Source organism: Paenibacillus sp. P22, from assembly GCF_000469945.2.
GTDB classification, from domain to species: Bacteria; Bacillota; Bacilli; order Paenibacillales; family Paenibacillaceae; genus Paenibacillus_O; species Paenibacillus_O humicus.
The window spans coordinates 1-23,990 of sequence record NZ_CBRA020000170.1; the positions used below are offsets into that span (position 1 = coordinate 1).

Genomic DNA, 23,990 nt, shown 5'->3' on the forward strand with positions numbered 1-23,990 from the left:
TCGATTGCGGACCAGCATGGCATAGTAGACGGAATAACGGTCGCTTATATGATGGAACAGCTTCACAAAGCTTGGATGCGGCTCGCCGCGGAGATAATCGAACCCTTCGCCATCGGCCTCGGAGGTCGAGACGGCATCCCGGAGCTCCTGCAGAAGCTCGCCGATATATTCGTCCAGCAAAGCCTGCTTGTCCTCGTAATGCAAATAGAATGTCGCTCGTTTGATCGTCGCCTGATCCGCGAGCTCCTGGACGGAGAAGTTGTCCATTCCACGCTCTTCCATGAGCTGGACGAGAGCTTCGCGCAGCAGCCGGCGCGTCCGCAGCACGCGCGGATCGGTTTTGCTAGGTGACATGGGCGGCTTCCTTTCTGAGCGTATTATTCTCTTGCAAGTATAGTACTCCGGCAGGAAAAGAGGAAGGAATTCGGCTGACAGCAACGATTGCATCGCCGATTGCCGCCTGCAGTTGTGTTCCAGGTGTTTATTTATGGATATATATTCACGATTATCATGAAATGGTATATTTAAATGGTCCTAAGTGAGATGCAGACTCTCAATTATTGCGGGCTCCATCCATACCTAGCTTACTTCAGATTATTTGGGCGATGCATTCTTTCGAGGGCTTATTTCCACACTTGCGGGGGGTTTAGGTATGCTGGTGAAAAAAACGGGCGCTGCCGTGTCCGCTTTGCTGCTTGCTTCCGTTCTGGCGGCAACGATTGCAGGGGCTGCGCCGAAGCAGCAGGCGGTTACGGGTACTACGCCAATCGTGTTTGGCGAGAGTCGGTTGGTGGCGAATTCCATCAACGCGAACGGGACGTTGTATGTGCCGCTGCGGCTGATTGCCGCTGCGACAGGCATTCAGGCCGATTGGGACAGCGCGAAGAAGGCTGTTTATCTGACCTCATCGGAAGATGTGTCTTCCCCCGTTGCGGTTGAATCGGTTCCTGCCGGTAAGCAGGTCGCGGCGGAACCGGTAGCGGTCCAGGTCTATCTGAACGGAATCCAGACCCAACTGACGGATGCCGCCGGGAAGCAGGTGCTGCCCCTCTCGCTTAACGGCACGCTGTACTTGCCTGTGCGAGCCCTGTCCATGGCACTCGGTATAACCGTGGAGTGGAATGCTGCGGCGAAGCAATTGATTCTTCCGTCCAAGAAGGATGCTTCTGTTTCCGCTGGAAAAGGCGATACCGGTGCCAAAGGGGAAAAAGGCGATACCGGTGCCAAAGGGGAAAAAGGCGATACCGGGGCCAAGGGCGATAAGGGCGACACGGGTGCCAAGGGCGATAAAGGCGACACCGGGGCGACGGGACCGGCGGGAACGACAGGAGCAGCCGGCCCGGAAGGTCAGGCCGGGGCTCAAGGTGCCAAGGGCGATAAGGGCGACACCGGAGCGGCGGGACCGGCGGGGTCGACGGGAGCAGCCGGCCCGGCAGGTCCGACTGGGGCCCAAGGTGCCAAGGGCGATAAGGGCGACACCGGAGCGACGGGGCCGGCGGGGTCGACAGGTGCTGCTGGTGCGACAGGAGCAGCGGGTCCGGCAGGTCCTCAGGGCCCTGCCGGCGCCAAAGGCGATAAAGGCGACACGGGCCCAGCTGGAGCAACGGGACCTCAGGGGCCTCAAGGCGTTCAGGGACCTCAAGGCATTCAGGGAGAACAAGGCCTTCCCGGCCCTTCTGGAGCCGCTGCTCTGCAAGCCTTTTACGCGGCCAATACGAGCGGATCGGTCGTTGCCGTTCTCTTAGGGGGAACTGCAATTCCGCTGCCCTCCGTCGAATACAATTCTTCCTTTACCATGAATGCGGGAAACACGGAAGTCACCGTGAATGAATCCGGAACCTACTATGTTTCGTACTCGATTCAGACGACCTCGGTTAGCCTGGTGAGTTCGAATCTTCTCGTCAACGGGACTGGCGTCAACAGCTTGGCCATTATCCCTAGCCAGTCGAGGTCGACTTGGCAAGCGAGCGGAATCGTAACCCTTTCAGCCGGATCTACGGTTCAGCTGAGTGCGGGCGGCATGCTGGGAGCGATTATTCTGCAGGGCGGACAAGGAGCCGCTCTGACTCTGATCAAGATCAACTAAATCCGCTCCATTTTTACGGAAAGCCTTCAGGAGGCTTATCGTACGATCAGGCCAGCCAGAATTTCTGGCTGGCTTTTTTTGATCCTCCGTCTAAGGTGAAAGTTGAAATCGGAGCATACATCCGTCATGATACCAACAGTTGATTTGAAGGATTCCAACCACCGGGAGGCTCATGCCTATGCGTATCCATATTCTGGTCGCCGACGACGATCCACATATCCGCGAGCTGCTGAGGCTCGTGCTGACACGCGAGGGATATGCCGTGAGCGAAGCCGCGGACGGACAAGAAGCGGTGTCCATGCTGGAAGCCGGGCAGGTACATCTGGCCGTCGTCGATGTCATGATGCCCCATAAGGACGGACTGGAGCTGACGGAGGAGATTCGCCGCCACTACGATCTGCCGGTCATCCTGCTGACGGCCAAGGGAGCGATGGAGGACAAGGAAAGGGGCTTCGAGGCCGGAACGGACGATTACCTCGTGAAGCCGTTCGAGCCGCAGGAGCTGCTGTTCCGGATCAAGGCGCTGCTGCGCCGGTACCGGATGGCCAGCTCGGAGGTCATCCGGCTGGGGGGCGTGACGATCGACCGAGGGAGCTACGAGGTGACGGCCGCCGGGCAGAGCATCGTCCTGCCGCTGCGCGAATTTCAGCTGCTGGCTCAGCTTGCCAGCCAGCCGGGCCGAATCCATACCCGGGAGCAGCTCATCTCCATGATCTGGGGAACGGACTATGAGGGAGACAGCCGGACCGTCGACGTGCATGTGAAGCGTTTAAGGGAAAGATTCGAGCCTTGCCGGAACGACTTCATCATCACGACGATCCGGGGCCTCGGCTACAAGCTGGAGACCGGGGGCGGCCCATCGTGAAGAGCCTGTATTTCCGCATCGTCCTTACCTTTGTCTTGATCGCGCTGCTCAGCAGCATCGGAGGCATGCTGCTCACGAGCCTTTATTACGATTACCGGCTCAATGCCAATAATGAAGCGAACATGGAGCAGGCGGCGGATCAGGTCAAGGCCTTGCATGACGGAGCGCCGCAGGAGGATCTGCCGACGCTGCTCGGAGGCATTGCGGGCCTTGGCTACCAGCTGTATACAGTCGGTCCCTCAGGCGACAGGCACGCCTACGGGACAGCTTTCCGCCACGAGCGGTTTCCTTCGGCAAGCCAGGTGGAGAAGGTGAGGGAGGGGGGCGCCTACCATGGCATGTCGGAGGAGAACAGGCGCTTCAAGCTGTTCGCCTACTTCGAGAACAGCGCCCGCAATACGTACGGCTTTCCGCTGAAGACGGCGGAAGGAACGGCTGCCGTCTTCATCCGTCCCGATCTGGAGCGCCAGATCGGGGAGGTGCGCGTAATCGTGGCGGTGCTGCTCGTCAGCACGTTCGGCATCAGCCTGCTGCTGATCGCCGCGCTCAGCAGCCTCATCGTGCAGCCGGTGAAGCGGCTGACGAGAGCGGCGCAGCGCATCGCCGGAGGCGATTACGAGGTGAGCATCGACACGTCCCGGCGCGATGAGATCGGCGAGCTCGGCCGCCGCTTCTCTACGATGGCGCGGTCCATCCGCGATCTGGACCGAATGCGCCAGGAGTTCGTGGCGAATGTGTCCCATGAATTCCAGTCTCCGCTGACGTCCATCCGGGGCTTCATCCGCACCCTTCTGGACAGCAAGCCGGCTCCGGATGCGCTGGAGACCCGGCGTTATCTGGCCGTCATCGACGAGGAGAGCCGGAGGCTGTCCTCGCTCAGCCGCCAGCTGCTGATGCTTGCCGACGTCGACCGTCAGGAGCGGGTGCTGCACCGGCAGCCGTACCGGCTGGATGAGCAGCTGCGTCAAGCGCTGCTCATGCTGGAGTGGCAGTGGACAGACAAGGAGCTTCAGCTGGAGCTGGAATTGCCCGAGACGACCGTGGCCGCCGACCAGAGCCTTATGTACGAGGTATGGCTGAATCTGATCGGCAATGCCGTCAAATTTACGGGCCGGGGAGGCGTCCTGGGCATCGAGCTCAGGCAAGAGGACGGCTTCTGGAGCGTGTCGGTCCGCGATACGGGACCGGGCATCGCGCCGGATGAGCTTTCCCGCATCTTCGAGCGGTTCCACAAAGCGGACAAATCGCGCCGCCACGATGGAGAAGGAGGCAGCGGCAGCGGGCTCGGACTGTCCATCGTGCAGCGGATCGTCAACTTGCACGGGGGCTCGGTCGAAGCGGAGAGCGAGCTCGGGCGGGGGACCGTCATGACGGTGCGGCTGCCCCTCTAGTCCTGAGCGTGGGCTGCTCGCGAGCAAATTCTGGCTTTTAACGGACGGAATGACTTCTTCTTCCCTTAAACAAGAGGCCCATAACAAAGACCCGTTCGTTGATGGCGAACGGGTCTTTTGCTAGCAGTTTTTCGTGTCCTTTTAGCTCAAGGAGCCGGACACAAGCTTCCCGGCTTCCCTGGTGCCGCCGACGTCCAGGCAGCTCTCCAGCCATACTTCCTTGAAGTCGATCCAGCCGAGCGTATTCAGCCTCGCGCCCTGAACGCTGGGATGAAGGTAGGTCTGGAGCTGCTGATGATGAAGGAAGATCAGCGAGGCCTCGTCGCGCAGCTGCTCCTCGATCTGCCGCATGATCTGGCTGCGCCTCTCCGGAAGAGATTCGGCCAGGGCGGCATCGACCCGCTCGCGGATCCAGAACCTTCTCTCTTCGTCGAAGTAGTTCGACATGACGCAGCCACCATGCTCGTAAGCTTCGATTTCATCGACCTCGTCATCGGCAAGGACAAGGCCGAAAACCGTCACATCGGTCTCCGGCGTTCCTAGATTCCGGCAGGAAGCAGTCGGGCTGAGCCGCGTGTCGAGCGCGATGCCCCATTCCTGGAGGCGCTTCTGGATCCATTGGACATCTTCAGCGTATTTGGGGTTGGCAGTCAGCCGCAGAGGAGATCCGGCATACTCCGAATCCCGCAAAGCCGCACGGATGCGTTCGGTGCGCGGCGGCTCGGGCGTGCGTGCCATGCTGACATCGGGAAGAAAGCTGTAAGCCGGCAGCGCGCGGTCTCCCCCCAGATCCGCGACCATCTGGACGGGATCCAAAATCATTTTTACCGCCCTGCGGAAGGCTTCGGACTGCTGCGGGCCTGAGCGCTGGAGATTCCAGGACAGGAGGGTGCAGCCGCGGCACAGCTTTTGCAGCGCGAGCCAGTCGGCTGTGGCGGAGGCATGTTCGCCCGCCCAGCTCTTTCCCAATCCGTCCCGCGGCCGGAAGATCTCCGGCGTGCCTTCGATCCGGGGCCGAAAATCCTTGGGCATGATGACGATGTCCACGCCGTCGAGGTAAGGCCGGCCTTGGTGATAGGACGGATGGGCAGCGAGCTCCACGCAGCTGTCGCTGGCATGGATCATCCGGAAAGGGCCGCTGCCGGACGGCAGTTTCCAGAAGTCCTGCTCGCTGCGGCCTCCGAAGCCGGCAGGCAGCAGGGAAGCGGCCGCGGCGCAGACGAAACGGCTGAAGATATGGTTCGGCCTGCGGAGGTGAAAGCGGACGACGCGCGGTCCGATCGTCTCGATTTCGTCCACCCCCCTCATCAGCCAGCCGTTGTCCACAGAGGCCCGAAGGCGGTCGAAGGTGAATTTAACGTCGACGGAGGTCATCTCCGGACCGTGATGGAACCGGATGCCTTTCTTGAGAAAGAAGGTCCACTCCCTGGCGTCGTCGCTGGAAGTCCAATGATGCGCCGCTCCTGGCAGCATGACCTGCTCGAGATCGTCGAACTGCAGGAGGCGGTCGTAGATCTGGCGAGCCAAATGACCGTCGAGGGCATAGTTGATTTGAGCCGGATCGAAGGTCGAGAAGGACGAGACGACTGGAAAGCGCAGCGTATCCGCCGCATAGGCTCCTCCCTCTCCCTGTTCCTTGCGGTATCCGAAGCTGCCGTCCAGCCAGGCCATGAATTCCGCCTTCTCGACCTCGTTGCCGTATCCTTCCAAAAGCTCGAAGGCCTGCTTGTAATCGCCTTTGCCTGCAAGGCTTCTCAGCAGTTCGAGCAGGTATTCGCGCTTGTCGGCCAGAAAAGCGATCTGCGAGCGGTGTCCGCGCCCGCGGCCGGGCAGCCAGCGGATAAGCCCCTCATCCTCCAGCCTGCGCAGAATATGCTTGGCGTTGCGCGGAGTGCAGAACAGCGCCGCGGCAATATTCTCGAGCGTCGCTTCGACCGGCAGGGCCGTGTCCGTATCGCCCGAAAATCGGCCAAGCAGGGTCAAGTAGCGTTCCTGAGCATACATTGAGGTTGGCCTCCTATGCGGTGCGGATGTTTAAAAGGGGAAAAGTATTGAGGTGATTATACGCTTTTTAACCCTTTTTGCACAGAGCATAATAAAAGCAGGGAAGCCAAGGAGGAATGATGGATGATGGAGGAATACTTCATGGAAAAAATGGCGGAGCTGAAGCAGTCGGAGATGAGGGGGGAGAACCCGCTCCGAATGTGGGAAGACATTGAAAAAGGCCCGGGAGCGGCACGGCGGCGGCCGGTCAAGAAGACATGGCATGCATTGGCGATTCTCGGCGCCTTGATCCGGAAATGAAGGCGGCCGCCGCGTCTGCAGCTGGCTGCCTCGCCTTTGCCGGAATTGAGCATAGAGATAGAGAAAGCATAAGCAGGTTTTCAGCCCTCCTGCCGGGCACTCCGGTACAAGAGGGTTTTTGTTTGCGCGTAAAGGGGAAAAGCGAAGGGACTCCTTTCCTCTTTTGACGGCTCGGACTTGCTGGCGGGCAGCTAGCGGCGGGCATCCGCATATTTAATAGATTCAAAGGCATCCATCCATGCCATGCCTCCCCGGCATCCATAGAGTAGTAGGGCAGTCGAGGCTGCAAGGTTGAAGGAGGCGTGATCGGAATGGATGTCATGACTTGGCTGCCTGCCGCCGGCGCGGCGGTTTTGGCTGCCGCCGCATGGTCGGGCGCGGCTTGGCGAGGGTGGAGACTAGAGAGGAGCATGCCGGAGCACGTGCCCGGCGAACTGCTCGTGAAGTTTCATGACGGAGTGGCGCAGGAGGCCCGCTGCCGGATTCACGAGCAATGCGGCGGCAAGGTCATCGCGGAGCGCGGAAACGGGAAGCTGCATCATGTCAAAGGCGGACGAGCCTCCCGCAGCGCGCGTCTGCTGCGCGACGCCTACCACGAGCATCCGGAGGTGGAGTACGCGGAGCCGAACTATATCTATCGGAGCTGCCTGGCTCCGAACGATGCCTTTTATCCGCTCCAGTACGGTCCGAAGCTGATTCATGCGGAGCAGGCATGGGACAAGGCTGCCGGCGACGCTTCCGTTATCCTTGCCGTCGTGGATACGGGAGTGGATGGCAGCCACCCTGACTTGTCGGCCAAGCTGCTGGCTGGACAAGACTTCGTGCAGCCCGGACAGCCGCCGGAAGATCAGAACGGCCACGGTACCCACGTAGCCGGCATCGCGGCCGCAGCTACCGGCAATGGAATCGGCATCGCCGGCATCGCTCCGGACGCTCTCGTGCTGCCGGTTCGCGTTCTGGACCGCAACGGATCGGGGGCGATCGCGACGATCGCTGCCGGAGTCCGTTATGCGGCCGATCAAGGCGCGAAGGTGATCAATCTCAGCCTCGGCGGAGCGGGCCGATCAGCGGTTCTGCGCGATGCGATCCGCTATGCGGCATCCAAAGGCGCGGTCATCGTGGCGGCGGCCGGCAATGACGGCAGCCCAGCGAAGCTTTATCCCGCTGCTTACGACGAGGTCATCTCCGTCGGATCCGTAGGCGCGGAGGACGTCCATTCGGCTTTTTCCAACTACGGCGCCTGGGTGGATGTGGCCGCTCCGGGAGAAAAGATCGTATCGACTTACAGGTACGGACGTTATACGTATCTGAGCGGAACGTCCATGGCCGCTCCGCATGTGTCTGGCGTTGCCGCTCTGCTCGCTGGACAAGGGCTCGACGCCTCGGCTATCCGGGAACGCCTGCTGGCTTCCGCCGATCCCATAGAGGGAACCGGCATGTACTGGGCGCATGGACGGGTAAATGCGGAACGGGCGGCATCGGGCGGGTAGCTGCCGGGGGGAGGAGGGAGCATCGACACAGAGGGAGGGCAGGTGCAGATGCCGGAACGCAGGACGCGTGGTAGAATGGGTGAAAAACCGGAGGGATGCCTATGTGCCGTGCAAGGGAGCGGCTGGAGGAAAGAATTCGGGAGGTGCCCGCCCAAATCCGCAGCCTTCCGCCTCATTGGTTCGATCGCAGGCCGGAGGAGGGGAAATGGTCTGGAAAGGAGATTCTGGGCCATTTATGCGATTCGGCGCTTACGAATCTTCAGCGTTTCGTCCGGGCGCAATACGAGCCTCAGCCGTATGCCATCCTGAAGTATGAGCAGGACAAGTGGGTATCCATCATGGACTACCATCATCAGCCCGTCGAGGATATCCTGAGCCTATGGACCTCGCTCAACCGGCAGGTTTCCGTTGTCATGGCAGGGCTGTCGGAGGAGGAGCTGGACAAGGTGTGCTCCGGGGGCCCGAATGGAAACGTCACGCTGGCTTGGCTTGCAGACGATTATGTCGACCATCTGGATCATCATTTGGCGCAGATTTTTGCCCGCCATTCCTGATGGTTTCGGATGCTTGTCCATGGAACGAAAAAAAACGGTCTCCCATTCACATGGTGGCCGTTTTTGGTTTGCCGTCTTCAAGTGGAGGGACGTCTAGTCTATCCGAGCGGACCGCAGCGCCTTCCACCGGCGAATGTAGCCTCTACGGGAGGATCGTTTTGCCGCTGGCTTGGACATCGGGGGAAGGAGCGGCGCCGTCGTACCAATCAAACATGATCTTGTACAGGACGGCCGCCGCGACGGCCAGCAGCGCCAGCAGCGCGAACGTCCAATTAAAGCCGATCAAGCCGCACAGAGGAATGGACAGCGGAGCCAGCGTACGCCCGATTGTGAAGCGGAGGCTGGAGGCGGCGAAATACTGGCCTCTCATCCGCTCCGGCGCAAGCTCGTCACGAACATCTGCTGCGGCCCTGCGCACATGAGCTCGGCCAGCGTGAAGACGACCATGACGCCGGCAAGGCTCCAGACGGCGCCCGCCTGGCTGAACAGCGCCATGGAGGCGGCGTAGCAGAGGGCGCCGCCGATGAAGATCCAGCGATCCTTCAGCAGCGAGGACCAGCGCGCGACGGCGACGGTGAAGAGCGCGACGAGCAGCCCGTTCTCCGAGACGAGCAGGCCGAACAGCCGCTCGCCGGTCAGCTTCAGATCCCAGCTGCTCCATACGCTTGCGGAATGGACGGTCTCTTCCAGATATACCGGAAGCAGCAGGTCCAGCTGCATGAAGGTCTGCGACAGCAGAATTCCGGCTGCGATGAACAGCAGGAATACCCGATCGGAGCCGATGATGCGGTAATTCCGCAGCTGAGACCGCATCGCTTCTTTCCAGGAGGAGGCAGCCGTGCCTCCTTCGGGAGAGGATGTCTGGGCCGGATTGGTCTCGCGCAGCTTGGCCGACAGGAGGACGGCCATCGTGACGCAGACGGCGCTCGCGGCTGCGGGCATGGCGGCGGGATGGCCGACGTACAGCACGGAGCCGAGCAGCGGTCCGATGACGACGGCGATGTTGACAAAGGTATAAAAGACGGCGAATACTTCCGAGCGATGCTTCTCGGGTACGACGTCCGCGACCATCGCCTGGCTGGCCGGATAATAGAACGAAGAAGCGGTGCTGGCAATCGTGAAGCCGGTGAAGGCCAGAGCCGGGACCGGCAGCCAGGATGAGGAAGCGGCCGCGAAAATGCCGTAGCCGATCGCCTGGCCGGAGGCGGCGATGACCATCATCCGCTTGCGGCCGTAGCGGTCGGTGAAATAGCCTCCGAGCAGGTTGGCTGCGACGGCGAGAGACTGCGACAGCACCATCAGCAGGCCTGCCGTGCCTTTGCCGAAGGCGCGGGCGAATACGATGGAGAGGAACGGGAAGAACGTCCAGAAAACGATGTTCAGGACGAACTCGCCTCCGAGCCGCAGCTTCAGGTTGGAATCCCAGTCGCGAAGTTTCATGATCGGCCTCCCTTCAAGACAGGCACTGCGGCAGCTCCCGTTACAGGGTGGCGGACGCCGTGCGCAGATTAGCAGGAAGCTTCGCTAGGGGTGGTTCTAGGGCAAGCCGGACGCAAATGCCGTCCTGTAGCCTGACGTAATGTTCAGCCTTCCGCAGCCATCCGCCGGTCGTTCTTGCGCCCGTAAGGAAGCAGGAACAGCATCAGCAGGTTGACGGCGGCGAAGCCGAGCAGCAGGATGAAGATCATGTGCAGGCCGTTCTCCAGCTGGAGAGCGGTACCGCCTTCCCGGTAGAAGCGGTTGAATACGAGGCCGAAAATCGCAACGCTGATCGTCTGGCCGAGCGCGTTCATGAGCGCATTGGTCGAGGTGGCGACACCTCTCGATTCCCAGCCGACCGAGTTCTGGACCGTGACCAGAATAGGCGTGTTCACGCAGCCCATGCCGAAGCCCATGACGCACAGGATGAAGATGAGATAGGCGAGCGGCGATGACGGCTGCAGGGCGAGCAGCAGCATCGATCCGGCGGCGATCAGGATGACGCCTCCCGTGATGAACGGACGGGGGCCGAGGCGATGCAGATAGCGGCCCGACAGATTGGAGGCGAGCGGCCAGGCGATCGACATCGGCATGAGCGCCAGGCCGGAGAAGGTGGCGGACTTGCCGAGCAGCATCTGAATCCAGAGCGGCGCGTAGATCGTCAGGCCCGACGAGACGCTGAACATGAAGAAGCCCATGGTGTAAGGGATGGAGCGTCTGCGGTCGGCCAGCAGCGCCAGCGGCAGCATCGGCTCGGCGGCTTTTTTCTCCACCTGGATGAAGACGATCAGGAAGACGGCGGCAGCCGCGAACATGCCGATAATGAGCGGAGAATCCCAGGCATACGTCTCTCCGCCCGTGAGCAGGGCGAAGAGCAGGGCCGAGATGCTGACCGTGAAGGCGGCGGCGCCGGCGTAATCGATCTTTTTGCCGCTTCGGCTCACGGTTTCCTTCAGGAACCCGAATACGAGCGCGAACGAGACGATGCCGATCGGAACATTAATGAAGAAGATCCAGCGCCAGCTGATCTGGTCCACGAAATAGCCGCCTACAAGCGGCCCCAGAAGAGCGGCTACCGACCACACGGAGGCGAAAACGCCCTGGATCTTGCCTCGTTCCTCGCCCGGATACAGGTCTCCGGCGATCGTGAAGGCGACAGGAGACAGGGCGCCTGCTCCAATCCCTTGAATGGCTCGGAATACGATGAGCTGCTCCATGCTGCCGGCCGCTCCGCACAGGACAGAGCCGAGCACGAAGAGCAGCAGCCCGATGGCGAAGATGCTCCTGCGGCCGAACAGGTCGGCGAGTTTGCCGAAGATGGGCGTGGAGACGCATGTAGTGAGCGTGTAGATGGAGAAAATCCAGCTCAGCAGCGACAGGCCCTGCAGGTCGGCCGAGATGCTCTTGGTCGCGGTGCTGACGACGGTGGCGTCGAGCGCGCCGATGAACAGGCCGAGCAGCAAGCCTGCCGTCACGATTTTCCGATTCGTTCTAACGGGGGACACAGGCATCCCTCCTTAACGTATGATGTCAGCTATGGAGCATCGTAACGGCTTTTCTTTGACTTTGTCAACGTATTTCTTTAGTATATAAGTACTACGCTGGACGCACGGCAAGAAGACCGGCAAATGGGGGAGATGCAGATGTCACCGTCCGACAACAAGCAGGAAGGCGCGAGCGCCACCCGCACCCGCAGAACGATCGTCAACCTGCTCAAGCAGCACGGGCCTCTGGACGCCGGCACGCTGGCAGGCATGCTTGGCGTCTCCGGCATGGCCGTGCGCCAGCATCTGTACGGATTGCAGAATGAGGCGTTGATCACGTTCGAGGAGGAGCCCCGCGCGATGGGGCGCCCGGCCAAGCTGTGGAGCCTGACGGCGGAAGCCAACCGGCTCTTCCCGGCGGGATACGCGGAGCTGACCATCGGACTTATGGATTCCGTCCGCGAAACATTCGGCGAGGAGGGGCTGGAGAAGCTGCTTTCCGTCCGCAACGGCAAGCAGATCGCTGTCTACACCTTGCCGCCCGGCGAGGACGGAACGGAGCCCGCGCTTGAGGAGAAGCTGCGGCGTCTGGCCGAAGCCCGCACGGCCGAGGGCTACATGGCCGAATACGAACGGCAGGCGGACGGAACGTATACGTTCACGGAGAAGCACTGTCCCATCTGCGACGCCGCCGCGGCCTGCGTCAGCCTGTGCCGCTATGAGACGGGCATGATCGGCAGCGTGCTCGGCGAAGGGGTCGAGGTCGAGCGCACAGAGCACATGCTCTCCGGCGGGCGCCGCTGCGTCTACCGGATTGCGGACACGGGAAGAGCGGGCGGAGCAGCCGCTCGTTAGGAATGAAACGATTGAACGAAACGCCTCTAGCGGGCGTGAAGGGCGTCCAAGAGGGACGGGCCTTTGCGCGGCGAGAGGCGTTTTTTTTGTTCGCTTACTGACCCTCTGATGCGTAGCTTGAAAGGGAGGAGAGCAGGAGAGCAAGAGAGCAAGGGAGCAATAGAGCAAGAGAACAAGGAAGCAAGGAAGCAAGGGAGCAAGGAAGCAAGAGGGCAGGCAGGGACGCTTTGCCCGATTGGCCGTCTTACTCCGGTGCTCCTCCTTGTCATTAAAGTCGCCGCTACCAGAAATGCTTGTCCATGCCTGGGGGAATGCCGCAGCGCCGCAAAAACGATTGGAGCTGCTCTCCCTCCTCCGGACGTTCCCCGCAGGTAAGCAGCTTGACGGCGAACTCGTTGGCTTCCCGCTCGTATCGGGACAGGACGAAGCGGGTGCGGAGCGTGATGAAGGAATGGCTGAAGCCCTTGTGAAGGAGCATATGGCCGAGTTCATGGGCGCAGACGAATACGGCCTCGGCCTCCTCCAGACGATCGGACAGCACGATGAACCGGCGTCTGAACGCATGCTGGCAAAAGCCTTTCATTCCGGATGGGAGCGGATGCCGCAGAACGGAGATCCCCATTTCTTCGGACAGCCGGAAAGGGCAGGTCACGCCGTATGTGCGGAACAGATTGCGCGTCCGCTGTCTGATGTTCATCATGCGCGGGGCCCCTTTCTCGAGCTTAGTCTGGACTGTCCGGGCCGGCGCCCCCTGGGCCGGATTTCCTCCGCGCCTCCTTGTTCAGCCGTTTGGCCTCCCAGGCGATCGATTCCATGAGCTCCAGCATCTTCTTCCGGTCCTCTGCCGAGAATTCATGGCCGTCAAAATAAAGGACCTCGGGCATCTGGATGAATTTCTTGATGTCGCGGCGGTCTCTCGCCGTCGCCCAGGAAGGCATCGGAGCCATGGCATCCTGCTCCAGCAGGAAGCCGGGGGTGACCTCGAAAAAGCCGGCCAGCTTGATCAGCATGTCCAGCCGGGGCTTCGCGAGTCCGTTCTCCCAGGCGTTGTAACGGGCCCGCTTGATGCCGAGGCGGGCGGCGAGCTCATATTGGGTCCAGCCTTTCTCCTCGCGCAGCCGGAGCAGAACGCTTGCGAACGACATCGGAGGGAGCCTCCTTTCTGAAATTCCAAATCTTGACGGGAATACGAATGGCTGTCTATAATTAAAACACGAACACATGTTCCTGTAAAGTCGCTATAAAAGGAAGAGGACGATCCTTTGCCGAATTGGATAAATTAATTATCTAAACAGCTTATCTTTATCGGGAAAGGGGGAGATGCCGCCTGACATTCGGAGAGAAAGAAGGGAAACGGGAGGAGGGAGAGTAGTTAATACAGAATTCCATCCAGCCTTTTGAGGGAGGCGGACTCACTTGGAAACGGGACAGCTGGAGTTGTTGGAGCAGACGGCCCGAGTCGCGGATAAATACGGCCTTTCCGTCGTTTTGCTGCTTATTCTGCTTGGGACGGTATTCCATTTGGTGAAGCTTATCGTAACGGGAGCTCTTGTGCCGAGGGAAAGGCTGGACCGCGCCGAGGAGGAGCGGGACAGGCTCCAGGCGATATTGGACAAGGAAAGGGAGGGGATGATGAGGCCCTTGCTTGCGCAAGGCGGCAATGAAAGGACGGAGGGCGTCCTGGAATCTTCCATCAGCAAAGGAGAACGATGATGAAATTGTCAGATGCATGGCAGCACTGGGCCGGCTTCATGGCCGATCTGGCAGCCGTCTTGCTGTCGCTGACGGCGGCTGCGCTGATTCCCATCCTCAGCGTCAGGGCGCTCCGATACTTGACCGCCAGACGCAACGATCAACAGCGGGAAACGCTGCATCGCATCGCATCCGAGGCGGCGGCTCTGGCCGAAGCGGCGTTTGCGGACGGCAACGGTCCGCGCAAGCTGTCGCTTGCGATCGGCTACGCCCAGGAACAATGCGCGGGAACCGGCATAACGGCTTCAGCGGATACGATTCGCGCCGCTATCGAGAAGGCGGTCATGGATTACAACGCCATGGTGAAGCCTTGGTCGGGACTTCCGGCACCGGGAACGATAGCCAAGCCCAAGGGGGAAAGCTACAGCCAGTAATAAGAAGCGGCGGCTCATGGTTTTGCAGCGGCAGCATGCCGGAGTAAGCAAGCCGGCATGGATGCATGCCTGAAGCAGTGGAAGCAAGACCGGAAAGAAACAAGCCGGAAGACACCCAGTATATGCATGCCTGAAGCAAAACCGAATGAAGCAAATCGGAAGAAGCCAACCCGGAAGAAACAAAATTGGAAGAAATAAACCTGAGGAAGCAAAACCGGAGGAAGCAGAACCCGAAGAAGCATCTCCGAAAAGCCCGCAGAAGCAAAAGGGGCGGCCGCAGCGCATGAAGCGCTGCAGCCACCCCCTTTTGGCATTCAGTCGCGCAGCCCTTCCGCCGCTATTTCCGCGATTCGTGCAGAAATTCCTTCTTTCTCATACAAGCCGCCGTGATAACAAAGGACGCGCTGGACGGGCAGCTCCGCGAGCTTGAGCAAGGAGCGGAGCGCCTGTGGCATATCCGGCGTGACGGGCTCGCTCGGTCCGACCAGCTCCCCGTTTACGACTCGCAGGGCGTCGGCGGCGATGAGCAGCCCCTCCTTTTCCACGAAGAGGGAAATATGTCCCGGCGTATGGCCCGGCGTGTGGATAATCTGAATCCCTCCCTGCAAAGGGAGCCTCTCGCCGTCGACGACGAGGCGGTTGACATGGCCGCGAGGCGGGTTCGCGAGCAGAGCTTCGAGCTGCTCAGGCGGCATCGCCTTGGACAACCGCTCGCGGCTGAGCTTGATAAGAGGAAGCTCGCCCTCGATATAAGGCCGCTCATCGGCATGCGCGTACACCTCCAGATGCGGAGTGCACACCTGAAGATTATGCAGCGAGCCGATGTGGTCGATGTCCTGATGGGTGACGATGATCCGCTTGACGTCGGATACGCTCAGCCCCTCGGCTTCGATGGCGCGGACCAGCAGGTCGTATTGCCCCATCATGCCGGTATCGATCAATGTCGCGCCGTCCTCGTCCTGGAGCAGAACGGGGTGAATGGCGCTCTCGGGCTGGCCTTCCCGCATGGGAATGACCAGCGCCGAGATGCGGTCGGTCAGTTTCATTTCGACTCTCCTCTCGAGGGCTGCGATCCTTCGGATCCTCTCCCTGCTTATTGTTTAGAACTAAACCATTTCGTTATAACAGCTAGTTTAGCGTTTGGGACACCCCAAAATCAAGCGGCCTGCTCCTCGCCGGACGGCTCTGGAGAAGAGGACAGCGTCTCCCGCTTCAGCAGCCAGCTCGCGGCGAAGGCGATTGCGGCGATGATGCCGGCCAGCGTAAAGATGAAGGCGAAGGCGTTGCAGTAAACGGACTCGACGGCATGGACGAGAGTCTGGGACAGGCCGTCAGGCATGGCGCCCGATGCGACGGCTGTCTCGGAGCCTGCGGGCAGCCGGTCCGCGATGCCTGCGATGCCCGATTCGATCCTTCCGGACAGCAGGCTGCCGAAGAGGCTGAAGCCGATCGTTACGCCGAACGACTGGAACAGCTGCACCGTTGCGATGGCGCTGCCCGCGTCCCGCTTGTCGACGGATTCCTGGACGATCAGGTTGTCGGAGCCGAACAGCACGCCGAAGCCGGCTCCCAGCAGCAGGAACGCGGCCAGAATAAAGACGATGGAGGTGCCCGCATGGATTGTCGAGAGCATCGCGAACGCCGCGATTGGCAGCGCCAGAGAGGCCACGATCAAATCCTTGTAGGGAAGACGGGTGATGACCCAGCCGACGGCGATGCTGGTTCCGATGCTGCCGGCCATGACTGGGAGCGTCATATAGCCGGATACGGTAGGCGACAAGCCGATGACATGCTGGGCGTAGAACGGAAAGGAAGCCAGGGAGCCTTGAATGCCGAGCATCGTCAGGAAAATCAAAGCCCCCAGCGCGACGATCGTACGGTTGCGGAACAGATGCAGCGGAATGACCGGCTCCTTGGCGCGCGATTCCACCCAGACAAAGGCGGCGAGCAGGACGGCGCCTGCGGCGAGCAGGCCGACGATCAGCGGCGAATGCCACGTGTATGAGCCCATGTTGACGAGCTCGGGAGTCAGCAGGAGCGAGACGATGGCGCCCAGGATAAGCGCGGCTCCCGCCCAGTCGATGGCCGGCTTGCCTTCGCCCCTGGATTCCCGCAGTCCTTTGCCGATCAGAATCGCCGCGACGACGCCGACCGGTATATTGATAAAGAATACCCAATGCCAGCTGATGGCATCCACAATGACGCCGCCGAGCAGCGGACCCGCCAGCTGCGGGATGAACATGATCGGCCCGACGAGGGCCATTAATTTGGCACGCTTCTCTACGGGATACATATCCGTCATGATCAGCATGGCGATCGGCATGAGGCCGCCGGCGCCGATGCCCTGGATGCCCCTGCCGACCAGCAGCATCAGCATGGAGCCGGATGCTCCGCTGACGATCGAGCCGATGATGAACAGAGCCATGCAGGCGAGATAAATCTTCTTGCGGCCGAACAGATCGGCCATCTTGCCGAGAATCGGCATGAAGGCGGTCAGCGCGAGCGCGTAGATGCCGGCGACCCAGCCGTACAGGGACATGCCGTGCAGGTCCCGGATGATGGTAGGCATGGCGGTCGTGACAATTGTTTCGTCGAGCTCGGAGAAGATCAGCCCGATCAGTATTCCCGCGAGCACGATGCGGCTGCTTGTCGCCGCTCCGGCAGCGGGACGGGCGGCGGAGGCCGCGGATGGCTGCAGGGACATAGAAATCAACCTCGCTTCAATATTGGAATGAGGCTACTTTACCGAAGGATTATGGACTGAATGTGAACGATACGGGGGGACTTGGGAAAACGGCTGCTGCCCACCTGATGCTTGCGAGCCGTTCGCATCGGCATACGAGTCGTGGCGAGCGTTGCCAAGGCAAAAAAGAGCAGCTCAGGCAAGCATCGACGGCGCTCAATTGACTCAGGCCGAATGGGAACTTCTTGGCCGAGTTCCGAAAATGAACCGGGATTAAATGACGTATAGCTACGATTAACTTCCGGATTACCTGAAACGGAAATTGCCGGAGGAAGTGCACGGATCAAGGCGGGAATTTCCGGTGGCTGAACGCTCCCGCGACCAGGATGACGGCTGGCCCGCTGCCATAGTTGTTTGCGGCAAGAGGTTGAAAATCATTCTCACTTATATTATAATAATTACAAATTAGTATTGATTATATTTAAGGAGTTGACCTGAGGATGAAACGTCTGCCTGTCTCTGTGCTTGAAGATCCAGCCGTCAGGCCGCCTGGATTTCAAGAAGCGCTGCGTCTGCTGGAGAGGAAGGGAATCGCACTGACGGCCGCCAGGTACGATCTCTTGCAATGCATATATAGCTCGGATGCCAGTGTCTCGGTGGAGGAGCTCGTGGATATTCTGTCCGGCAGCCACCGCATGCTGGGAGCGACGATGGTCTACAGCTATCTGCGCGTCTTCAAGCGGCTCGGTCTCGTGCGCGAGCTCGACGCCCGCTTCAGCGCCCGCCGCTACGAAGCCGTCCGGACTTTGGCCGTCTAACCTCCCGGAGTCTGAAGCCGGAGGAAATGGCTTCCTGTTCAAGAAGAATAAGGGCGGCTCGCGCGGGTGAAGCGCTCCCAACTGTGACAGCTGCGTGAAGCTTTTCGCAACCTGCAATCTTTCCCCGGCTGCGGATCGTATAGGAAAACAAGGCGCATTTCTCTTGCAGGAAGACGCTGGAAAAGATCCCCGTGCCGGGGCTTTTCTTCAATTGACATTGAGAATCATTATCAATTATGATGAGAACAATCGGCATCGTCTTCCCGGGCCGTCGCCCGGCGGAGATGAGCGCTGGACTGCCCGGCGACTACGGAATGGCAGGAAAGGACGGTGGAGGCTCATGAGCGGAGTGGAGAGACATAGACTGGATGCGCCGGTGCCTCATACACTGGACGATTTGTGGTTCAAGCTGCGGGATGCCGCTCCATGCGGCATCGAAGTGGATAACGGCCGGCTGAAGCCGGAGTGGGAGGGAGACTTCCGGCTGATCGCCCTGACGGCGGGAGCCGGCAGGCTTGTAGCGGGGGAACGGAGCATTCCGCTGCGCGCGGGATCGGTGTACATCAGCTTTCCGGGCGAGCCGCTCCGGGCAACGGCGGATTCGGCGCATCGGATGGAGATGTTCATCTTCCGGTTCTCGGTCCTGAAGGATTCCGCGGCAGACAGAGGAGCAACGGAGGCCGTGAAGGACCCCTTTCCCCGTGTAGAGGAGGTGGCGGCGTATCCCGCCGTCGCGCTGACCTCCCTGTGCAAGTCCATCTGCGCCTGCTGGGGCAGTCTGGACATGCTGGAGAGATTCCGCGGGCAATCGGTGTTCGTTGACCTGCTGCATCGTCTCTTCAAGGAAGCCCAGTCGGGAACGGACCAGGAGCTGGATGCGGCGCTGGAAGTCGTCCGCACCTATATCGAGCAGCATTACGAGCAGGAGCTGACCGTGAAGAAGCTGGCCGAAATGTCGAGAATCAGCCCGCGGCATCTGATGCGCTTGTTCAAGGAGAACTACGGCGTCAGCATCAGCGATTATATCAAGGCGTTGAAAAATCCCGGGAAGCAGGCTTCCCCGGCCATGCCGCGCAGCGCGATCAAAGAAAAATTCCGCCGATCGGGTCCGGCGAATTACCGCGCGGATGCTTAGTCCGGCCGATTCCGGGTAAAAATGAACGGGCAAGGCATTCTACGGTAATCCGGGAAGGGGGCGGCGTTCATGCCGCAGGATCAGCCGGTCAAGGAAGGCAACGGCTATGTCATTCGTCATGAAGGCTCGATTGCTGGAGAAATTACGTATATTCCGTCAGACGGAATATGGATCGTCAACCATACATTCGTGGATCCGGAATTCCGCGGGCAGCAGCTGGCTGGAAGTCTCCTTCAGGCTGTCGTCGACGACGCCAGGAAAGCCGGCGTCAAGATCGAGCCCGCATGCTCCTATGCAGCTGCGCAGTTCAAGCGCCGCAAGGACTACGCCGACGTCCGCGCCTAAGAGCCGGCGGCTGCTGGCGGCGAACTTGTTCGCTGAGGTGTGCGGCTGGGAGACTGGGAGCTGTCTATCGTTCTGAACCAGCCTCTGCCTTCATGGCCGGGGCTGTTGGGCTTGCCGTGCAACCAATTGCATGCAAAAGGCGTCAAATAGCAGAGTCCTAGTTGATTCTACCAGTATCCGCATCTCGGTCCGGCTATGGTATAATACTAGGGAATCTGCCCTTATCCCTATGGGGCAGCCCCTTACCCCGTTCAGCGAGGCTGCTTACGGGAAGCAGAGAGGAAGGAACCTTTACATGGAAAATCAAACTTCCCCGCAAACACAAGCAGGGACATTAGAGCCTGGAATCGCCAATCTGTTGGCTGCAATTTCCGGCGAACTGGATCGTGAAGTAGAGAACGGCCTTCCGGGAGAAGAGGCGGAAGCGCTGCTCGGCATGCTTGGCGAAGCGCGGCAGGCGCTGGAAGCCGGCGAGCATGCGGCGGCGGAAGGGTTCCTGTCCTCCATGAAGGAACGCAAACCGGAGATGGCTCCTCTTCAGGGAGCCCTTGTATACACGATTATCGCGCAGCAGCAATGGGACCGCGTCAAGGAGCAGGAAGAAGTGCTGCTCCAGATGGCTGCGAATCCGGAGCAGGCAGGCGACTTCCAGGGCATGGTGGCGAGCCAGCTGAGCGCGCTCGGCCATGACGGCCGCGCTGCCGAGAAGCTGGAAGCTCTGATCGCGAAGCTTCCCGGACGCGAGGCCGACTTCGTTCCGCTGCTCTCGGCCGTCTACGTGAGATTGGGACGCCCGGAAGAATCGTGGAGCATCATCGAGCAGGCGTTGCCGGAAGAAGGCCAGGAATCGGTTGTCCATCTTCCGCTGGTCGTATCGGCCGTCAACCGTGTCATCGACCTCAAGAAATGGGATGTGTGGGCCAAGATCCAGCTTCGCGTCCGCCGTTACCTCAAGTCGCTGACCGACGAGAACGAGCAGCTCCGCGCCCGCGTCGTGCTTCTCTTGGAGTGCCAGGCTTACATGCAGGCGGGACGCTTCCGCGAAGCGGAAATCTACGCCGAGCTGGCCTACGGCATGGACAGCCATAACGAAGAGGTTCGCGAACTGCGCAAGCAGATGCAGGAGATGCACGGACTGAGCAAAGAGCTGGAAAAAATGCGCAAGGATGCAGGCATCCATCCCGGCATCGCCATCCGCAATATGGAGTGGTATTATGCCGAATTCAACGAGGAGGCGGCCGTCAGCCTTCGCGCGAGCCTTCCGGAAGAAGTGCTGTCCCGCATCGATGCCGAGCCCGAGAAGCTGATGCACGGCATCCTGCAGCTTCGCTTCCGCTATCCGGCCTTCTACCGCCGCTACCAGGAAGAATGGCAGGAAGTATACAAGCAAAAGCAAGCCGAGCTGGCTCAATTGGCCGGCAAATAACGAACGGCAGCAATAATAGCAGTCATAAACGTTATGGAAGCAAGGAAAAAAAGGCCGGGCACCGTCATCCAATGACGTTGCCCGGCCTTTTTGTGTTTGGATAAGTCTATCGTCTTGCTTTCCGTATTTTGCGTCCAGACGGCTTGCCTAACGCTTGACCGGCTTGCTGCCGGTGAAGAGCAGCAGCAGGAAGGAAATCAGGATGATGGCGGCGGTCCATGCCCAGGCCATCGCAGTGCGGCCGGCGTCAACCGCTACATAGATCGCCGTCGGCACGGTCTGCGTAACGCCGGGAATGTTGCCTGCGATCATGAGCGTGGCGCCGAACTCGCCGAGGCTGCGTGCGAATCCAAGCAGGAGAGCGCTGAGCAGGGACCGGGCAGCCAGCGGAAGCGCGACATGGATAAGCACCTGAGCCTCGCTTGCGCCGGCGGACCGGGCAGCCTGCTCCAGCTCCGGCTCGATGCCGGCGAAGCCGGCCTTCATCGTCTGGTACACCAGCGGGAAGGAGACCACGACGGCCGCGACGACCGCTGCCCATGGCGTAAAGACGAGCGGAGCGGAGAATACCGCTTCGATCGCCTTGCCTAGGAAGCTGCGGCGGCCGAGCGCAACGAGGAGCACGAAACCGACGACTGTCGGGGGAAGCACGAGGGGGAGCAGGAACGCGGTTTCAAGCAGCAGCTTCCCCCTGAACCCGGATCTGCTCATGAGCCTTGCGGCAGCCGTGCCGGCAGCGAGCGCGACAACGCTCGCCAGCAGAGCTACTTTCAGGGAGAGGATGACCGGTGGCCAGAACAGCTGCCAGTCTATCGACGCCGGCATTATTTCGGATCCGTGAAGCCGTAGTTCTTGAACACGGCCATAGCTTCTTCGGATTGCAGATACGAGTAGAACTGCTCCGCCTCGGGCCGGTGCGGGGTGGCCTTGACGATGGCGGCGGGATAACGGATGGACGGGTAGGATGCGGAATCCACTTCGTAGGCGACGGCTGCTTTGACGGAAGACAGCGCATCGGTCCGGTAGACGAAGCCTGCATCCGCGTTGCCGGTTTCCACCGCCTGCAGGACGGCTTTTACATCCTTGGCCTGAACAAGCTTGTCCTTCAAGGCGTCCCACTGGCCGGCCTTGGCCAGTGCTTCCTGGGCGTATTGTCCGGCCGGGACGCTCTCCGGAATGCCGATGGCGATCTTGCTGAATGCCTGACCGGCAAGCGCATCGAGGGAGGAGATGCTTGGGTTCGCGTCTTTGGGCACGATGACGACAAGCGAATTGCCGAGAAGATCGCGGGAATCCTCTCCGGCGACGAGACCTTGATCGACGAGAGCCTTCATGTTTTTGGACGAGGCGGACAGGAACAGATCTGCGGGAGCTCCTTGTTCGATTTGCTTCTGCAGGGTGCCGGAAGCGCCGAAGTTGAATTGGAGGGAAATGCTTGGATGGGCGGCTTCAAAAGCGGTCTTGATCTCTTCCAGTGCTCCGGTCAGGCTGGCCGCCGCGGACACCGTCAGCTCGATGGTCGGGGCGGAGGAGGCCGGCGGAGATGCGGAGGCGCCGCCGCTGCCGTCCGGCTGGGTATTGGCTTGCTTGCTGCCGCAAGCGGAGGCAACCAGCAGCATGAGGCCGGCTAGAAGAATCAGGAAAGTTTTGATCCTTTTTGATTTCAGCATTCTCTCTCACTCCAAGTATGGTTTTGTATGGTCTAGTTATAATTAGAATGATTATATATAGATGCAGCGAAGCTGTAAATCCCTAAACCGGCATCATCCGCTATAATAAACGGCATAGAGCGATAGCGGGACAAAAGAGGAGATCAAACCATGAATCAGGAACCATCCTATACGGTCGAGGAAGTGGCCCAGCTGCTTCGCATCTCGAAGCTTACTGTCTACGACCTTGTCAAGAAAGGCCGGCTTCCCGCTTACCGGGTAGGGAAGCAGATGCGTGTGGACGCTTCCGATCTGGAGGCCTACAAGGCGAAATCCAAGAGCCAGACGGCTGTCTCGGCACTTAAGGATGCGGCAGAGAGCGGCATGGAAGCAATGAATGACGGGGCGGGAGCGGACGGTACGGGGAGAGGGGGCTCGCGGGACCGCCGGCCCGAGCCGGCCGCTAGGTTCGGGGGGCTTCCCGCAGGGATAAGCGGCGATGGAATTCTCTATGGGCAAGACCTGGCTTCTGCTCATGCGGGAAGAATTTCGCATGCGGGAACTCCGCAGCATCAGCTCGTCATTACCGGACAGGACATCAGTCTCGATCTGCTGGCTTCCTTCATGGAGGAGGCGACCGGATCCAGGCCTCTGCGCTCCCATGCCGGCAGTCTGGACAGTCTGATCCAAATGTACAGGGGAGAAGCGGATATCGTGAGCACGCATCTATGGGATGGGGATACGGGTGAGTACAATCTCCCGTATATCACCCGCATTCTTGCCGGGTTCCCGCTGCTTGTGGTGAACCTGCTCGTTCGCCGAGCGGGCTTGTACGTACAGCCGGGCAATCCGCTGGGCGTTTCCGGATGGGCCGATCTGGCCAGGCCGGGAATTCGGTTCGTCAACCGGGAGCGCGGTTCGGGAGCCCGAGTGCTCGTCGATGAGCAGCTGCGCCTGCTCGGCATTCCTCCGCATAGCCTTGAACAGGATGGAAGAGTACAGAACAGCCATCTTGGAGTGGCGGCCAAGGTGGCCTCCGGCGATGCGGATGCGGGAGTCGGGATGGAGAAGGCGGCATCGATGGTAGGGAACGTAGAGTTCATCCCGCTGATCCGCGAGCGCTACGATCTGGTTGTGGTCAAAAAGCCGGAAAACTCTCCGTGGATCGGCAAGCTGATGGATATTCTTCAATCGGAAGCTTTCCGAAGGGAACTGGGCGCCATTACGGGCTGCGACAGCTCCGAGACGGGCAAGGTGTGGCTGGATTCCTGAACCGGAGTTCGGTCCGGCAGCCTTTGAC

General features: G+C 60.3%; 25 protein-coding genes. 14 read left to right on the forward strand and 11 right to left on the reverse strand.

Going from position 1 to position 23,990, the window contains the following annotated elements:
• Nucleotides 1-354: TetR/AcrR family transcriptional regulator (locus tag BN871_RS20790; RefSeq protein ID WP_048748617.1), on the reverse strand; the 354-nt coding region annotated here is incomplete at its 3' end.
• A 298-nt stretch (nucleotides 355-652) separates the two neighbouring features.
• Here BN871_RS20790 and BN871_RS20795 point away from each other — a divergent pair.
• From BN871_RS20795 to BN871_RS20805, 3 genes are all read left to right on the forward strand, one after another.
• Nucleotides 653-2,086, forward strand: a complete 1,434-nt coding sequence (locus BN871_RS20795; protein ID WP_048748618.1) for a BclA C-terminal domain-containing protein — start codon at nucleotides 653-655, stop codon at nucleotides 2,084-2,086.
• Between the two features lie 178 nt (nucleotides 2,087-2,264).
• Nucleotides 2,265-2,951, forward strand: a complete 687-nt coding sequence (locus BN871_RS20800) for a response regulator transcription factor (RefSeq protein ID WP_048748619.1) — start codon at nucleotides 2,265-2,267, stop codon at nucleotides 2,949-2,951.
• On the forward strand, nucleotides 2,948-4,342 hold the full coding sequence (locus tag BN871_RS20805) for a cell wall metabolism sensor histidine kinase WalK (protein ID WP_048748620.1): 1,395 nt from the start codon (nucleotides 2,948-2,950) through the stop codon (nucleotides 4,340-4,342). Before BN871_RS20800 ends, BN871_RS20805 begins: the two co-directional genes overlap by 4 nt.
• A gap of 141 nt (nucleotides 4,343-4,483) precedes the next feature.
• On the opposite strand, the gene BN871_RS20810 is transcribed toward BN871_RS20805, so the two are convergent.
• Nucleotides 4,484-6,346, reverse strand: a complete 1,863-nt coding sequence (locus BN871_RS20810; protein WP_021881402.1) for an ABC transporter substrate-binding protein — start codon at nucleotides 6,344-6,346, stop codon at nucleotides 4,484-4,486.
• Nucleotides 6,347-6,469: 123 nt separating this feature from the next.
• On the opposite strand from BN871_RS20810, the gene BN871_RS27925 reads away from it, so the two are divergent.
• From BN871_RS27925 to BN871_RS20820, 3 genes are all read left to right on the forward strand, one after another.
• On the forward strand, nucleotides 6,470-6,646 hold the full coding sequence (locus tag BN871_RS27925; protein WP_157053994.1) for a hypothetical protein: 177 nt from the start codon (nucleotides 6,470-6,472) through the stop codon (nucleotides 6,644-6,646).
• A 311-nt stretch (nucleotides 6,647-6,957) separates the two neighbouring features.
• Nucleotides 6,958-8,136 (forward strand): S8 family peptidase, encoded by a 1,179-nt coding sequence (locus BN871_RS20815; protein ID WP_053087023.1) that lies wholly within the window; start codon nucleotides 6,958-6,960, stop codon nucleotides 8,134-8,136.
• 101 nt (nucleotides 8,137-8,237) lie between these two features.
• Nucleotides 8,238-8,690, forward strand: a complete 453-nt coding sequence (locus tag BN871_RS20820) for a DinB family protein (RefSeq protein ID WP_048748621.1) — start codon at nucleotides 8,238-8,240, stop codon at nucleotides 8,688-8,690.
• Between the two features lie 142 nt (nucleotides 8,691-8,832).
• Here BN871_RS20820 and BN871_RS30025 read toward each other — a convergent pair whose 3' ends face one another.
• The 3 genes from BN871_RS30025 to BN871_RS20830 form a co-directional block, all read right to left on the reverse strand.
• Nucleotides 8,833-9,060, reverse strand: a complete 228-nt coding sequence (locus BN871_RS30025; protein WP_332310239.1) for a hypothetical protein — start codon at nucleotides 9,058-9,060, stop codon at nucleotides 8,833-8,835.
• Nucleotides 9,057-10,130: an MFS transporter gene (locus tag BN871_RS20825; protein ID WP_332310240.1), complete on the reverse strand. Its 1,074-nt coding sequence runs from the start codon at nucleotides 10,128-10,130 to the stop codon at nucleotides 9,057-9,059. The genes BN871_RS30025 and BN871_RS20825 overlap by 4 nt, the downstream gene beginning before the upstream one ends.
• A 143-nt stretch (nucleotides 10,131-10,273) precedes the next feature.
• The gene (locus tag BN871_RS20830) at nucleotides 10,274-11,674 is read right to left on the reverse strand and encodes an MDR family MFS transporter (protein WP_232313236.1); all 1,401 of its coding nucleotides are present in this window, start codon (nucleotides 11,672-11,674) and stop codon (nucleotides 10,274-10,276) included.
• 138 nt (nucleotides 11,675-11,812) lie between these two features.
• On the opposite strand from BN871_RS20830, the gene BN871_RS20835 reads away from it, so the two are divergent.
• Nucleotides 11,813-12,508 (forward strand): metalloregulator ArsR/SmtB family transcription factor, encoded by a 696-nt coding sequence (locus tag BN871_RS20835; protein WP_048748629.1) that lies wholly within the window; start codon nucleotides 11,813-11,815, stop codon nucleotides 12,506-12,508.
• 280 nt (nucleotides 12,509-12,788) lie between these two features.
• Here the strand turns inward: BN871_RS20835 and BN871_RS20840 are convergent, their stop codons facing one another.
• Together BN871_RS20840 and BN871_RS20845 are read right to left on the reverse strand one after the other, a co-directional pair.
• Nucleotides 12,789-13,208 (reverse strand): ImmA/IrrE family metallo-endopeptidase, encoded by a 420-nt coding sequence (locus BN871_RS20840; protein WP_021879860.1) that lies wholly within the window; start codon nucleotides 13,206-13,208, stop codon nucleotides 12,789-12,791.
• Nucleotides 13,209-13,230: 22 nt separating this feature from the next.
• Nucleotides 13,231-13,653 carry a helix-turn-helix domain-containing protein gene (locus BN871_RS20845; protein ID WP_048748622.1) on the reverse strand — a complete coding sequence of 141 codons (423 nt, stop codon included), beginning with the start codon at nucleotides 13,651-13,653 and terminating at the stop codon, nucleotides 13,231-13,233.
• A 271-nt stretch (nucleotides 13,654-13,924) separates the two neighbouring features.
• Here BN871_RS20845 and BN871_RS20850 point away from each other — a divergent pair, with 271 nt between their 5' ends.
• Both BN871_RS20850 and BN871_RS20855 read left to right on the forward strand, forming a co-directional pair.
• Entirely contained in the window at nucleotides 13,925-14,221 is a 297-nt protein-coding gene (locus tag BN871_RS20850; protein ID WP_021879862.1) for a hypothetical protein, read from the forward strand.
• Between the two features lie 5 nt (nucleotides 14,222-14,226).
• Complete coding sequence (locus BN871_RS20855; protein WP_164763111.1) at nucleotides 14,227-14,634, forward strand: phage holin, LLH family; 408 nt, start codon at nucleotides 14,227-14,229, stop codon at nucleotides 14,632-14,634.
• Between the two features lie 314 nt (nucleotides 14,635-14,948).
• Here BN871_RS20855 and BN871_RS20860 read toward each other — a convergent pair whose 3' ends face one another.
• Both BN871_RS20860 and BN871_RS20865 read right to left on the reverse strand, forming a co-directional pair.
• Entirely contained in the window at nucleotides 14,949-15,680 is a 732-nt protein-coding gene (locus tag BN871_RS20860) for an MBL fold metallo-hydrolase (protein WP_048748624.1), read from the reverse strand.
• Nucleotides 15,681-15,790: 110 nt separating this feature from the next.
• Nucleotides 15,791-17,338 (reverse strand): MDR family MFS transporter, encoded by a 1,548-nt coding sequence (locus BN871_RS20865; protein WP_083436564.1) that lies wholly within the window; start codon nucleotides 17,336-17,338, stop codon nucleotides 15,791-15,793.
• Between the two features lie 479 nt (nucleotides 17,339-17,817).
• On the opposite strand from BN871_RS20865, the gene BN871_RS20870 reads away from it, so the two are divergent.
• The 4 genes from BN871_RS20870 (at nucleotide 17,818) to BN871_RS20885 (ending at nucleotide 21,041) form a co-directional block, all read left to right on the forward strand.
• The gene (locus BN871_RS20870; protein ID WP_048748625.1) at nucleotides 17,818-18,135 is read left to right on the forward strand and encodes a transcriptional repressor; all 318 of its coding nucleotides are present in this window, start codon (nucleotides 17,818-17,820) and stop codon (nucleotides 18,133-18,135) included.
• 349 nt (nucleotides 18,136-18,484) lie between these two features.
• Nucleotides 18,485-19,270 carry an AraC family transcriptional regulator gene (locus BN871_RS20875; RefSeq protein WP_198158078.1) on the forward strand — a complete coding sequence of 262 codons (786 nt, stop codon included), beginning with the start codon at nucleotides 18,485-18,487 and terminating at the stop codon, nucleotides 19,268-19,270.
• A gap of 69 nt (nucleotides 19,271-19,339) precedes the next feature.
• Entirely contained in the window at nucleotides 19,340-19,615 is a 276-nt protein-coding gene (locus BN871_RS20880; protein ID WP_021879867.1) for a GNAT family N-acetyltransferase, read from the forward strand.
• A 295-nt stretch (nucleotides 19,616-19,910) separates the two neighbouring features.
• The gene (locus BN871_RS20885; protein ID WP_157060351.1) at nucleotides 19,911-21,041 is read left to right on the forward strand and encodes a hypothetical protein; all 1,131 of its coding nucleotides are present in this window, start codon (nucleotides 19,911-19,913) and stop codon (nucleotides 21,039-21,041) included.
• A 147-nt stretch (nucleotides 21,042-21,188) separates the two neighbouring features.
• Here BN871_RS20885 and modB read toward each other — a convergent pair whose 3' ends face one another.
• Both modB and modA read right to left on the reverse strand, forming a co-directional pair.
• Nucleotides 21,189-21,866 carry a molybdate ABC transporter permease subunit gene (gene modB, locus BN871_RS20890; protein WP_021879869.1) on the reverse strand — a complete coding sequence of 226 codons (678 nt, stop codon included), beginning with the start codon at nucleotides 21,864-21,866 and terminating at the stop codon, nucleotides 21,189-21,191.
• Nucleotides 21,866-22,711, reverse strand: a complete 846-nt coding sequence (gene modA, locus BN871_RS20895; protein WP_021879870.1) for a molybdate ABC transporter substrate-binding protein — start codon at nucleotides 22,709-22,711, stop codon at nucleotides 21,866-21,868. Before modA ends, modB begins: the two co-directional genes overlap by 1 nt.
• A gap of 150 nt (nucleotides 22,712-22,861) precedes the next feature.
• Between modA and BN871_RS20900 the strand changes: the two genes are divergently transcribed.
• Nucleotides 22,862-23,962 carry a helix-turn-helix transcriptional regulator gene (locus BN871_RS20900; RefSeq protein ID WP_021879871.1) on the forward strand — a complete coding sequence of 367 codons (1,101 nt, stop codon included), beginning with the start codon at nucleotides 22,862-22,864 and terminating at the stop codon, nucleotides 23,960-23,962.
• Nucleotides 23,963-23,990 lie beyond the last annotated feature (28 nt).

Coding starts and splice junctions, on each gene's coding strand:
- BN871_RS20840 (WP_021879860.1), bottom strand. CDS start 13,208: ATGATGAACATCAGACAGCGGACGCGCAATCTGTTCCGCACATACGGC.
- BN871_RS20815 (WP_053087023.1), top strand. CDS start 6,958: ATGGATGTCATGACTTGGCTGCCTGCCGCCGGCGCGGCGGTTTTGGCT.
- modA (WP_021879870.1), bottom strand. CDS start 22,711: ATGCTGAAATCAAAAAGGATCAAAACTTTCCTGATTCTTCTAGCCGGC.
- BN871_RS20800 (WP_048748619.1), top strand. CDS start 2,265: ATGCGTATCCATATTCTGGTCGCCGACGACGATCCACATATCCGCGAG.
- BN871_RS20835 (WP_048748629.1), top strand. CDS start 11,813: ATGTCACCGTCCGACAACAAGCAGGAAGGCGCGAGCGCCACCCGCACC.
- BN871_RS20865 (WP_083436564.1), bottom strand. CDS start 17,338: ATGTCCCTGCAGCCATCCGCGGCCTCCGCCGCCCGTCCCGCTGCCGGA.
- BN871_RS20795 (WP_048748618.1), top strand. CDS start 653: ATGCTGGTGAAAAAAACGGGCGCTGCCGTGTCCGCTTTGCTGCTTGCT.
- BN871_RS20825 (WP_332310240.1), bottom strand. CDS start 10,130: ATGAAACTTCGCGACTGGGATTCCAACCTGAAGCTGCGGCTCGGAGGC.
- BN871_RS20810 (WP_021881402.1), bottom strand. CDS start 6,346: ATGTATGCTCAGGAACGCTACTTGACCCTGCTTGGCCGATTTTCGGGC.
- BN871_RS20900 (WP_021879871.1), top strand. CDS start 22,862: ATGAATCAGGAACCATCCTATACGGTCGAGGAAGTGGCCCAGCTGCTT.
- BN871_RS20880 (WP_021879867.1), top strand. CDS start 19,340: ATGCCGCAGGATCAGCCGGTCAAGGAAGGCAACGGCTATGTCATTCGT.
- BN871_RS30025 (WP_332310239.1), bottom strand. CDS start 9,060: ATGAGAGGCCAGTATTTCGCCGCCTCCAGCCTCCGCTTCACAATCGGG.
- modB (WP_021879869.1), bottom strand. CDS start 21,866: ATGCCGGCGTCGATAGACTGGCAGCTGTTCTGGCCACCGGTCATCCTC.
- BN871_RS20870 (WP_048748625.1), top strand. CDS start 17,818: ATGAAACGTCTGCCTGTCTCTGTGCTTGAAGATCCAGCCGTCAGGCCG.
- BN871_RS20860 (WP_048748624.1), bottom strand. CDS start 15,680: ATGAAACTGACCGACCGCATCTCGGCGCTGGTCATTCCCATGCGGGAA.
- BN871_RS20820 (WP_048748621.1), top strand. CDS start 8,238: ATGTGCCGTGCAAGGGAGCGGCTGGAGGAAAGAATTCGGGAGGTGCCC.
- BN871_RS20885 (WP_157060351.1), top strand. CDS start 19,911: ATGGAAAATCAAACTTCCCCGCAAACACAAGCAGGGACATTAGAGCCT.
- BN871_RS20845 (WP_048748622.1), bottom strand. CDS start 13,653: ATGTCGTTCGCAAGCGTTCTGCTCCGGCTGCGCGAGGAGAAAGGCTGG.
- BN871_RS27925 (WP_157053994.1), top strand. CDS start 6,470: ATGATGGAGGAATACTTCATGGAAAAAATGGCGGAGCTGAAGCAGTCG.